13 protein-coding genes are annotated in these 11160 nt (G+C 41.5%); 7 read left to right on the top strand and 6 right to left on the bottom strand.

The genetic code is table 11. From position 1 onward, the window contains the following. A partial coding sequence (locus FC96_RS12315; protein ID WP_162253157.1) for a MobA/MobL family protein occupies positions 1-741 on the top strand: 741 nt, incomplete at its 5' end. Beyond that, positions 677-1321 carry a DUF6040 family protein gene (locus FC96_RS12320; protein ID WP_056943220.1) on the top strand — a complete coding sequence of 215 codons (645 nt, stop codon included), beginning with the start codon at positions 677-679 and terminating at the stop codon, positions 1319-1321. The genes FC96_RS12315 and FC96_RS12320, both read left to right, overlap by 65 nt. A 357-nt stretch (positions 1322-1678) precedes the next feature. Here the strand turns inward: FC96_RS12320 and FC96_RS12325 are convergent, their stop codons facing one another. Next, positions 1679-2407 carry a hypothetical protein gene (locus FC96_RS12325; RefSeq protein WP_056943221.1) on the bottom strand — a complete coding sequence of 243 codons (729 nt, stop codon included), beginning with the start codon at positions 2405-2407 and terminating at the stop codon, positions 1679-1681. A 352-nt stretch (positions 2408-2759) separates the two neighbouring features. On the opposite strand from FC96_RS12325, the gene FC96_RS12330 reads away from it, so the two are divergent. Both FC96_RS12330 and FC96_RS12335 read left to right on the top strand, forming a co-directional pair. Beyond that, positions 2760-2939 (top strand): hypothetical protein, encoded by a 180-nt coding sequence (locus FC96_RS12330; protein ID WP_056943222.1) that lies wholly within the window; start codon positions 2760-2762, stop codon positions 2937-2939. Between the two features lie 129 nt (positions 2940-3068). Next, positions 3069-3395 (top strand): hypothetical protein, encoded by a 327-nt coding sequence (locus FC96_RS12335; RefSeq protein ID WP_056943223.1) that lies wholly within the window; start codon positions 3069-3071, stop codon positions 3393-3395. On the opposite strand, the gene FC96_RS12340 is transcribed toward FC96_RS12335, so the two are convergent. Next, positions 3388-3912 (bottom strand): helix-turn-helix domain-containing protein, encoded by a 525-nt coding sequence (locus FC96_RS12340; RefSeq protein ID WP_055679968.1) that lies wholly within the window; start codon positions 3910-3912, stop codon positions 3388-3390. The two genes, FC96_RS12335 and FC96_RS12340, sit on opposite strands and share 8 nt — an antisense overlap. A gap of 985 nt (positions 3913-4897) precedes the next feature. On the opposite strand from FC96_RS12340, the gene FC96_RS12350 reads away from it, so the two are divergent. Next, a complete protein-coding gene (locus tag FC96_RS12350; RefSeq protein WP_056943225.1) occupies positions 4898-5131 on the top strand; it encodes a hypothetical protein in 234 nt (77 codons plus the stop codon). 295 nt (positions 5132-5426) lie between these two features. Here the strand turns inward: FC96_RS12350 and FC96_RS12355 are convergent, their stop codons facing one another. From FC96_RS12355 to FC96_RS12365, 3 genes are all read right to left on the bottom strand, one after another. Further along, positions 5427-6494 (bottom strand): DUF5776 domain-containing protein, encoded by a 1068-nt coding sequence (locus tag FC96_RS12355; protein ID WP_156403240.1) that lies wholly within the window; start codon positions 6492-6494, stop codon positions 5427-5429. Between the two features lie 967 nt (positions 6495-7461). After that, positions 7462-7935: a hypothetical protein gene (locus FC96_RS12360; RefSeq protein ID WP_056943227.1), complete on the bottom strand. Its 474-nt coding sequence runs from the start codon at positions 7933-7935 to the stop codon at positions 7462-7464. Beyond that, the gene (locus FC96_RS12365; RefSeq protein ID WP_056943228.1) at positions 7928-8863 is read right to left on the bottom strand and encodes a replication initiation protein; all 936 of its coding nucleotides are present in this window, start codon (positions 8861-8863) and stop codon (positions 7928-7930) included. Before FC96_RS12365 ends, FC96_RS12360 begins: the two co-directional genes overlap by 8 nt. Positions 8864-9529: 666 nt before the next feature. On the opposite strand from FC96_RS12365, the gene FC96_RS12975 reads away from it, so the two are divergent. Continuing rightward, entirely contained in the window at positions 9530-9616 is an 87-nt protein-coding gene (locus tag FC96_RS12975) for a type I toxin-antitoxin system Fst family toxin (RefSeq protein ID WP_156403241.1), read from the top strand. Between the two features lie 488 nt (positions 9617-10104). On the opposite strand, the gene FC96_RS12370 is transcribed toward FC96_RS12975, so the two are convergent. Next, positions 10105-10482 carry a hypothetical protein gene (locus tag FC96_RS12370; RefSeq protein WP_056943229.1) on the bottom strand — a complete coding sequence of 126 codons (378 nt, stop codon included), beginning with the start codon at positions 10480-10482 and terminating at the stop codon, positions 10105-10107. 295 nt (positions 10483-10777) lie between these two features. On the opposite strand from FC96_RS12370, the gene FC96_RS12375 reads away from it, so the two are divergent. Then, the coding region (locus FC96_RS12375; RefSeq protein ID WP_162253158.1) for a MobA/MobL family protein at positions 10778-11160 on the top strand (383 nt) is incomplete at its 3' end.

Below are 11160 nucleotides of genomic sequence, written 5' to 3' on the forward strand. Positions count from 1 at the left end.
GACGGTAACCCCCACGCCCATATTTTATTGACGACCAGGAGCCTTAAAGCCAATGGCGACTGGGCACCGAAGCAAAAAAGTACGTATTTGCGGGATTCGAGCGGCGCTAAAATACCGCAAATCGAGGCGAAAACGGGGCAACAAAAAATTGGGGCGCGGGGACGAAAAATGTGGCAACGAACGACCGTGGCCTATAATGACTGGAACGAGCGGGATAACGCCGAAAAATGGCGGGCGGATTGGGCGGCCAGCTGTAATCGTTACTTAACGGCGGACCAGCAGATCGATCACCGGAGTTATGACCGTCAGGGTAGTGAACAGATGCCGACGATTCACGAGGGCCATACGGCCCAACAAATGGGGGACCGTTCAGAGCGCGTACAACTCAATCAGCAAATCAAGGCGGCCAATCACCAGTTAGCCGAGTTGCAGGCAAAACTAAAGCAAATTCAACGAATGATTGCACAATTGGTACAACGATTACAGGAGGCTATCAATGAGCGCGTTAGACGGATTGGACTTAACCCAACTGATGCAACGGCTGGAGCAATTAAATCAGCAGAACCAACAGTTACAGAATCAAATACAGACGCTCAAATCCAGCAACGCCAAGCTGAACAACGAGAATCAGCAATTAAACGACAAAATCGTGACCATGAACGGGGCCGATCAAATTATGCGGCAAAACCGCGCATTGAGCGCTCAAATCAAAGTGACCAACGCTCAGGCCCAAGCCGCTAAACAAGAAGCTCAGCAACAACTAACGCAAGCTCAAACCATGCAGACCCAGGTACAAGCGAAAGAAGCGCAATTAGACACGGTCATTCAACGCCAAGTGGCCGCGGAGACACGGCACACGAAGCGGGAAGTGACTGAACGGTATCAGAAAAAGACGTTAAAGACCCAGGCCTTATTATTTTTACCGACCGTTTATGCCGTTGTGTTAACGGTGATTGAGCTTTTTAAGGTCCCTAGTTTGTTGTCGGACAGTCAGCAGTTTTTTCGGCAGCTCGGGTGGTTGATCACCCAGCCGGCCGGTTGGCTTTCCCAATGGCTTAGACCGGCTTGGGTGCGGGGATTAGCAGGGGGCTTATTGGGCCTGGTGATGATTGGCCTGTTGTTGGCGGCGTTAGGTATTGTGGCTTACGGTGTCAGTCGAGTTAACTGGCACTTTCTAGATACAGTGATGTTACTGGGGATCTTAATTGGGATCATGTTGTTTGGAGAAACCATTAAGGCGCTATGGCCGGTTAACCTGGTATGGTTGTTGGTATTAGGGATGGCGAGTTACGTGGGGATTCGGGCAGTTATGACAAAGTAAACCAGCCTTTGGATATCCAAAGGCTGGTTTACTTTGTCATGAAGCGTTCTAAGATATTATTAACACATAGCAAACAATTCAATTTCTCAGCCCACAGCAAGGGATTGTTGAGCGTTGCTTAATTAAAATAACGGTTTGAAATGGTGATTAAGGTATCAATGATTAGATTCCATATAAGAAGCCAAATAAGCGAACTAACCGAGAAACCAAATACGACCAAGAAGTTTAGAGATATCACAAAAACAAGGGCCCGGGATACCCACGGACTTTTTACCCACGGATATTTTTTTACTAGCTTAGGGGCGATATATCGATTGAGCAGTATGAGTAAAATTCCTAGTATGACAAATTCCATTTTTAATGCCCGTTCCAAACTTTGATTTTGTAAATCAAGGAATAGTTAACATCCATATAGATTTTACTGTGGCGATGTAGTGATTCCATATGGCGTAAATCACTAGCCATATTACCAAAGTAAGCAGCAGTTAGTCCAGAGACAACAGTGAATGGAATATTAGCAGTAGCTCCACCGAATATTACCCCAAGACCTGCTGATTTTGAGGCTTTATCAAGATTGTAAGCAAAATTTTCAATAGCTGCATGGGATCTAAAAATATGGCGTTCACCCCACCAATAGGAACGGGTTTCGTGACTTGGGCGAGAGCGCGAAGCCCGGAGGACGCTTGCCATGGTGTCAGGATTGATGGTTAAGTTGTCAGGATTGATAGTTAAGCCATTAGTGGAAATGTATCGATTTGTGGTTTGAATTTGAGTTTGGGCAGCTTGAAAAATTTGGGGGGAAGTTACCTTTTGCGCACTTTTTTGTAGCACATACTGGTTATTTTCTACCGAAACGTAAGGATCTAGCGTTTCCAACTGTTCCGGAGTAGCTATGGATTGAGAGGTTTCTGCAGTGGTGGAAGCGTCTGACATAATGGTGGTATTCCCGTTAGAAGTAGAGGTAGTATTTGGAATTGTATCAGCATTTGCTTCAATGATACCAGCTGATGCAACAAGTACGCCCCCCACCATCATAGTACTAGCTAAAACAATCCCTTTTTGAAACCAGAATTTTGTATTCGACATAAAAATAATATATCCTCCTATGAATTAGATCCTAGATTGTCCTGATCAATTTAATGCTAATGCATATGCATAAGTTGTTAACCGTAGTGGCGATCACCTTCCAATCATTAGAGTGCTAATCGATAAATTGTACTTTTCCGCTGAAACTTTTGTAACTTAGCCAGTTCTCCTTTGCGGACGAGTAAAAATTTTTGCTTTTAAGTGCGGTATCGATAGCCTTATCAATATATCTTAGGAGGACGTTAATAAGGAGAACGCAGTCGTTTACATGACACGATGTAAACGACTGCGTTCTCCTTATTTTAATTGGCTCAATCATAAACTAGTTTCAAATAACAAAGGGGGTACATGCATGGTTAAGCGACTAGGATGGTTTTTAGTAGGGATTGGCTGTGTCGGCGTGGGCGTCGGCGGATTCTGGTGGGCGATTTTAGGGTCGCTAGCGGATCATCAAGGGCTGCTTTGGGGAAGTAGCAGCGCGCTTTTTTTAATTTTAGGTATCGGGGCCGTTTATAAGGCCTTAAAAGTTTAAAGGACACCTCAACAAGGCTTCTGTTGAGGTGTCCTTTTTATAGGTAAACCAGTAGGTACCCCATGTAAACAACCGCGTTCTTATGGGCCACAGCGATTATCGATAGCCTCCAATTAGGAGGTTATCGACATGAAAAAAACGATTTTAAGTACGTTAACAATCATCACTTGGTTGGGTTTGGGGTCTTCGGCACAGGCAGCAACTTTACATGTGCATCACAGTAGTTTTGGTTCCTGGAAATTAGATTGTGATGTTGTTACTAGTAGTCACCAGTTAAAACAGCTTAAAAATGTAACTATCAAAACTGTACTGGGTTCAGCATCTAATCAGCACGTACAACGCGAAAATGCCCGTACAGTCCACGTTAAATTTACCCGCCATATTGCGGCTTTAGCTTATCATGAAGACGTCAAAATTCGTTTAAATAAGGGGCAATTATACGTGACCACTAGTTGATACGATAAATCTCGGTGTGGGTTGGCTCTAACCAGTTATCCATGACAAAGATTGCCGTCCCCCATAAGCTAATGAGAATCACAAGCAAACTGACCAAATAAATGGTTCTGTAGAGGGAATTGTATTTGGTGTTGCGCCACATCACATATATCGGTAGTAAGACTCCAACTGGGGGGACAATGGCCGAAACTAAGGCTAATACAAGCAATAAGAGGCCTTCATTACGATTTTGGTAAAGTTGACGATCAACTTGTTTCAACTTCTTTTGTTTGTCAGCAATTTCTTGATCATTAGCGGCAATTTTCTCCCGGAGCTCCGTATTGTTTTGAATCAGGTGATCGATTGAAGTTTTGTAGAGGTCGCTTAACAAGATTAAATTATCAATATCGGGGTAAGTATGACCATTTTCCCATTTGGAGATTGATTGACGCGAAATATGAAGAATTGTGGCCACTTCGTTTTGCGAAAGATGTTGTTCTTGACGGGCTTGTTTCAGTTGAGGTGCAATGGATTCCATGGGTAGTTCCTTTCAGGGTTTAAAGGTATTGATAATCCCAGACTACTAAATCAGACGGTACAATTTCAACTATCTTTTTAGAGACGATTAAAATAGATTGAGGTGGCAAGCGGCTATTTTGCATAAATTGCATGATTATTTAAAAAAATCATCTATTGTACGGAGCTTCATTGGGTAGTGCTACGTTTTTAGTACAGCAGCTACTTGATTATTTAGGGAGGTGGAAATCGAATTATGGAACAGAATTTATTATATCCATGCTAATAGTCCTGTTACTTCCTTTTCCCGACGATGAGAACTAAGAACTAAACTCGAAACTATCAATTCTGGTTCACAGTTAAATGGCCAGTGAACGTTCTAGTACATGACGGTGCCCTCCCATTATTGGTCGCCGGTGATAGTGTAAGGGGGCTATTTTTAGAGTTGGAGATATCAATAAAAAATTGGGAAATTGTTTTAGTTAGTCTGTGTGTAGGGCTTGGATCCTCAGCCATGTATGTCGTTAATGCGCCATTTTTTTCTAGCACGTCATTCGTTATCGTGAGTCTAGTGATTTTAGGTGGGATTAACTATTTTGCAATTTCGGAGATTTTAAAGGCTATACAACAGAGGACCCTAAAACGATTGCTGTGGCGTAAAATGCCGCCATTTCAAGAACTAACTCTGGGTATCTTTGCCACCTTACTGGCAAGCTATTCTATTCCCACCATTAGTCCAAAAAATTTACCGATTTTTGGCAGCATACTTTGGTACGCGTGCGACTTGGTCTGCTATATTTCTATACTGTTAACGTTGCTAATACTGTTGAGACGTAGGTCCACTAAACAGATCTAAATTTGTAAATCATACTACGACTAGAAGTCGTTAAAATGTAGAGCTATTGGCCAAACTGGGATTGGTCATCACTCATATAAGGCATACGGGAACCAGGGGAAAGCTAGTCGCACACCCCTTCTCTTCAATTTAGTTAGCTAGGAGATTAACAATGGAGCAGACAAAAAGAGAAAAAATCTCTGAAATTCTGAAAAAGCTTTATGGCGTTCAGAGTGAAAACGATAATGATGATGTTTATGTTATCGTAGATGAATTTAGCAAAGTTGTGGAACTCGTTAATTTTATGGGGAGCATAGGGGCTCATTTTCAATTTTCTGCCGTCACTGATGAAAATGGGAGTGTAGTTGACTATCATTTCATCATGGAGGACTATGACGCCTTTTGATGGTCATGAAATTTATGTTTGTTGAACATGACACCTAGACCAATATTTTAGTTAACATAATGTCGATTCTCATAAGTAACGTTAAAACGCCCCGGTCACCGGGGCGTTTTTGACGAGTTTGTGAATTGAAATTGGTCTAGGTGCCAAAGCCTGATTTAACGGACAAAGGTAGTTCAAAAAGTTAGTGAAAAACGCCTAATTAAGCACCTAGACCAATTACTTACTAAATAAGCAAGATTTAAAAAGTGAGTGTACCAGAATTCTCCAAATAGCTTTCGTAATTATCTATAAACGACTAATATGTCACAAATTTTGCCCAAGAAGTAATCCAATCACCTTTAGATGTTTGGAATCTAAACTTGTTGTAGTAGCTCTTGACGCGCTTAATTTTGATAACCTGATTTTTTCGATATGATCGAACTTTTTTGGTTAATCTATAATTTGAGTAACCATTTAAACGTTTAATTTTAACTCTAACGGTTTTAAATTTTTTGGTGTAATAGCCTTTATATATATACTTTTTACTGTTACTTTTTCGTTGATAATAATAATTGTTCACTGTAGTCACAGACGAATTGGGTGTTTGTGCAGTCGGTTGAGAGACATTTGAATTGACTGTAGAGTTAGTAGAATTTTGCTGAGCAGGGCTAACCTCTCGCTCTAAATTTTTGATAATTGCTGTGGCTAACTCTTTTGCTTCGGGAGAAGATTGGAGATTAGCTAAATTTTTTAAAGTGGTATCGAAAAAAGTTAAACCACTTTGCATTGCAGATGTTGCACCATTTGACGTTAATTTAATAGCTTCTTCTACCAGTTTTTGGGCATCATTAATCGTATTTTGTCCAGTCTGTGAAATACCGCCATTAATGTTATGCCAAGAATCACTAGCTACTTGTTTGACGGCGTCACCAATAGCTTTTTTGATTAAATACGGTGTTTCTCCGATAGATCTTATCTCGTTGGACCATCCCGTTGCTACACTGGCAATACCATCTCCTATTCCATTGGCTGCGGTAGAAACGCTATTTCCAATACCAGTAGCTCCAGTAGTAACTCCCCCAGCAACACCATTTGCTCCGTTAACTACGGCTCCAGCGACTCCGTTAGCTGCGTCCATAATAGGTTTTGTAACTTCCTTTAAAATATCTTGTATGGGCCCAGAAATAGCATTAACAATCGCTTCAATTAATTTTCCGGGATCAATAATGTTTCCTAAACTGCCTATAATATCGCCAACAGCGTCAGCTTTTGCTACGGTGGTTGACGCGTGTGCAACGCTAGCCGCCTGCGATGTGATACCAGATGTACCTAAAGTTAAAAGTAAGCTAGAAAATAACAATATAGATTTTTTCGATTTTCTCAAAACCCTATCCCCTTCCAAAATATGTTGATAACTATATTAAAAATACCATAAGAATCACGTTTTTAATATGACGGATTTACAATCTATGAGTGACATTAGTGCTTTTTAAACGGCCATACCAGTTCTCGAAAAAAAACAATGATTTTTCAAAAGCAATCACAAAATTAAGCGTCGTGGATTACTAATCAAATGGCTACCACGGCAAACACTCAGGTACTTTACGTTCTGCTGTAGCCTTCATGCTGGGTACAATTAAAACTATAAAAATCAAACTCAAGACATATTTGTAATGAAACGTATGATATACTTGCTTTACCAAAGCAGATGCTGTTGGCATTACTAATTTCTCCAATATTTTCCATCCCCTTAAAAGCGTGCCTCCCACATGAGCACGCTTTTACTTTGTCTTAATTTAAAATCGTGGTTTGGGAATCTGCCTCGACTGTTGCCCGGCGGAACGTCCATAACGGCTCGAAAACGGTTGTCACTAAAGTTCCTCTTAGAACTGCTTGGAGATTTTTTCCTAAAAATCAAAAATCCGTGAAAAATTTTGAGCTTTTCACGGATTTTTAAATTAAACACTGCCATATCAGCGTTTTTACGTAATGTTGAGTGCCAATGATATCTAAATATCATTGGTGAGCAGTGCTACAATCAAATATGCATAACCATTGCACAGTTTGCACCTATGACGTGTTATCCTAACTACGTGAAGCGTACCTCCTCAGAGGTGCGCTTTTTTATTTTCACGACTCCTTAGCTTACAAATGGCGTGAGTTAATAAATAAATAAATAAATTAATTGTGGTCGAACTAGGTATTAACGCTTAAGCAGTACCCCAGATCCAGGGTCTCAGTAATTAGGACAGCACCTAAAACTCCTCTTTTGGGGGCATTTTTTAAAATTTTTGTGAATGAGAATTAGGCTAGGTACAAAAAGCGATTTAATCCCATAGCAAAATGGGAGACTAACTAAATGGCCACCATTTGTGTTTAGGCTTAGCCGATGTAGTGGGCTCGTCGGGTGATTTATCGGGAGATTCAGTCGCGCCAAGGGCTTCATGGTGAACCAATTTTTGTTCCGCCATAAGCTGTAACTGTTGGGACTGATCGAGTAACTGCTGCATTAATTTTAGTTGCTCGTCTTTAGCTTTGAGTTGTTGATCCTTAACAGTTAACTGCTGTTTTAGAATATCGATTGTGTCCATGTTGTCGTTACCAGTGTTACCAGCAACGTTACCACCACTTAGTTGCTGGTCGTTACCACCCTCAAAATGTTGTTTTAACAAGGAATATCCAGGGTCGGTGACAACTAAGGTTTGCACCCCGTTCCTGGTAACGGTTTGCACGTAGTTTGCTCTGAATTTTGGATCTAGTTTTTTTCGAATAGCCTGTTTTGATACCGAAAATTCTTCGGCAAGTTCTTTAATCGTTTTAGACATTGGGTTCAAATCCTTTTCGAAGCTCGGCTAGTAATTCTTGTTTAGCCTGTTCGCGAATTTCATTGTCGTGTTCGGCTTGTCTTTCCGCCAACACTTGTTTCTCAGTAGTCCCCAATGACAACCCCTTTACCTTATCAATGGCGCGCCACTTTTCAGATTCAGTTAATTCAACATTGTGCTCAATGTTGAAGAGTTGGTCTTTCAAACGTTGTTGCTCACTCACCCGGACATCTTCAGCGTCTTTCCGTTCCGGCTTCCACGCAAAAGTATAACCGATAACAGGTTTACCTCGACCCTTACCGTATTTCTTGCGAATAGTTAACCCGCGGAACAGGGGAGTGAGTTCCTCTTTGATTGGCCGAAGGACTCTAGATTCAACATTTGCTGGCTTGTTTAGATAACTTTGTGGAATATCTAATAATTCAAAAAAATCTTTTTTTGAAAAATAAGCATAACCTGTAGTTCGAAACTGTTTAAGCAAACGGAACATAGTTTTAGCATAACTACTCTTAAGATCCCGAAATTCGGTTAGAGCGTAACGCACCCAACTTTCAAGATTATTCAGCAATTTCAATGCTTTAGGATAAATTTGAATATCAACGTAAGGTGTTTCCGCCGATCCTCTAATTTCAAATTGAGTGAACATTACAAACATTTCTCTGTCCAAACCATCTTTGCTTCGAGATCCAAATCTAAGATTTAGTATTTTTTGGTATGTACTCTGGATATCATCGATGAACCGATTGTTCGCGGTTGGTTTGTACGCGCTTAAATCTTTTAACTGATCAAAGGTAAATCTAACGGTTTTCCCTCCTTGATCGCGCATTCGAGAAACGATTGAAAAAAAAAGGTTCATCTCTATAGGAGTAAATCTTCGCAAAGGAACTGTGTTTAATTCTGGATCATATTTGACTAACTCATTGCTCATACTAGCACCTCTTTAATAATATACTACATTTATCTAATACAGAAGTAAATGATCGTAGTTGATAAACAGACAAAATGTAGTCGATAAACAGACAAAATGTAGTCGATAAAGTTTTGTACTCGTTGGGAGAGTAAGGCTGGGTTGGCGTCTAAAAGAGGTTTTAAAAGAGGTTTTAAAAGAGTTTAGAAAAGAGGCTGGTTTTTAGGCTGCGGTTACACCATGAACAATAAAAATCCAGTTTAGATAATTTTTGGTTTCGATTATTTGTTATCTGGCTCATGAACGCTGACTTAAGAGTTATATCAGGTATATTTCTATTGCGAAGAGTAGCAGCATTAATGGCCTATCAACGTGACCTTGGAGGATCGGCATGAACAGTTCAACAATAACTTATTTTGTTACTCACCTTACCACTTCAATTCTTGTCCTATTTTCATTGCTGGAATACCACTCAATCACAACTCCATTTTTCTTAGGGGCCGTTTTGGTAGAATTAATCGGCCGCTCGGCAGGCTATTGGCTAAAGAAAAATTCAAAATAATTACTAAAGCTTGGCAGTAAATCCCTGAAAAGCTACCTTTCAGCTACACACTCATGTGCTAAACTACTAAAGTTGCCTTACCAACCGCAATAGTAAAAAAACGACAGCGGATTGGAGGTGTGATTATGTTTGATTCTATCTTTGCCCCGCTTCTAGTTGGCGTTTTTCTAACGCTGTTCAGTTATTGGCTGAATAACCGAGACCAGAAGTAAAACAATTTAAGGCAACATCAGCTCACCCGCCGTTGAGCGCAAAAAAGGCCCCGACTATCGCAAGTAGTCGGGGCCTTGGTGTAATTACATTTGTGCTATCTTTGCGACACCAGTATAACAACTCTTGCCGGGTAAAGTAAACCAACAAGAATGTTACGATACCAGATACACGTCCAACCAAACATTTAGCACACTAATTAAAGCTAAATGTGTACATTACTGAACCAAAATCATAATGAAACAGTAAGCAAATACAAGATAAACCGTTGTATTTACTGAATTATCTGACTATACTTAAACGTGTTATAGGAGATTGAAAAATCACTTATATTACCCCAAGTAGTTTTTATTGTTTAGCGGACTTCCCCCGAGGCCCGCTTTTTGTTTGGTCAAAATTAAATTTGGCCCCTTAAAAGTTCAAAAACACTTCTTTAAACTAATTTTAGAGAACATTCGACTAATTCTGCCGACAGCCCCCTAAAATCGCGCTAAGGGGTGTTTTTTGGCTGATTTTGGTTATCCTGGGTGTCATATTCAGCTGTAAAACCATCAAACACGGACGTCCCATTGGCGTACGTCACCTGTTTGGTATAGGCGATGAGGGCTTGATAACGTTGTTGATCCGGGGTTTGGTAGTGTTCAGCCAGCCATTTAGGGGTCTCGGTGGGGAGAATCTGCTCGGCAGTTGGCCCTTGAAGTTTTTCCAGTTCCGCGCCTTTTTCGATTAAGCGTTTAGTGCGGGCCTTCCGTTCGGCGGTGGCCAGACGGGCCCGGAGTTGTTTTTGTTGGGCCTTATTTTGTTGTTCTTTGGTTTGTAAGTTTTGCAGTCGTTTTTGCAGTTTATCGATCGCCGTAAGATCACTCATGAAGCGTCATTCCTTTCACCGTCAGTTTTAAAAAGAGCTTACCACATTTGAAAAAATAGGGTGGTATAATACGAGTAACCAGGACCTAGCCCCCCTGCTAAGGGCGCACTTATATGTACACTACGTATACATATTGTTCGCTTCGCTCATGTGCTCGCGCCGCTGGGGCTACCGCCGGTTGCCTGGCCGGCAGGACAGACCCGCAAACCAGGCTCAGCTTAGAGTAAAATTTTCGGCTGTAATGGCCGCCAATTTGACCTATTTTGCACACCCAAAACCAGACCGGAGGGATAAAATGGCAATTTTTCATTTAACATTAAAAACCGTGAGTCGCAGTAAAGGCCAATCCGTGGTGGCCGCGGCGGCCTACCGGGCCGGCGAACGCCTCAAAGACCAAGAAACCGGCGAAGTGAAGGACTTTGCCCGCAAGCATGGCGTGGCGTATCGTGAAATTCAACTACCGCCAAACGCGCCTCAGCGCTACCAAGATCGCGCCACGCTGTGGAATGCAGTTCAGGCCCAAGAGACGCGGCGTAATGCGCAACTGGCCCGGGAGGTAGAAGTCGCCTTACCCCAAGAGCTGGCGCGCGCGACACAGATTAGGTTGGTACAGGATTACGTTGATCGCAATTTTGTGCAGGCTGGCATGTGTGCCGATTGGGCATTACATGATAAGGG

The organism is Secundilactobacillus kimchicus JCM 15530, from assembly GCF_001433995.1.
Classification (GTDB): domain Bacteria; phylum Bacillota; class Bacilli; order Lactobacillales; family Lactobacillaceae; genus Secundilactobacillus; species Secundilactobacillus kimchicus.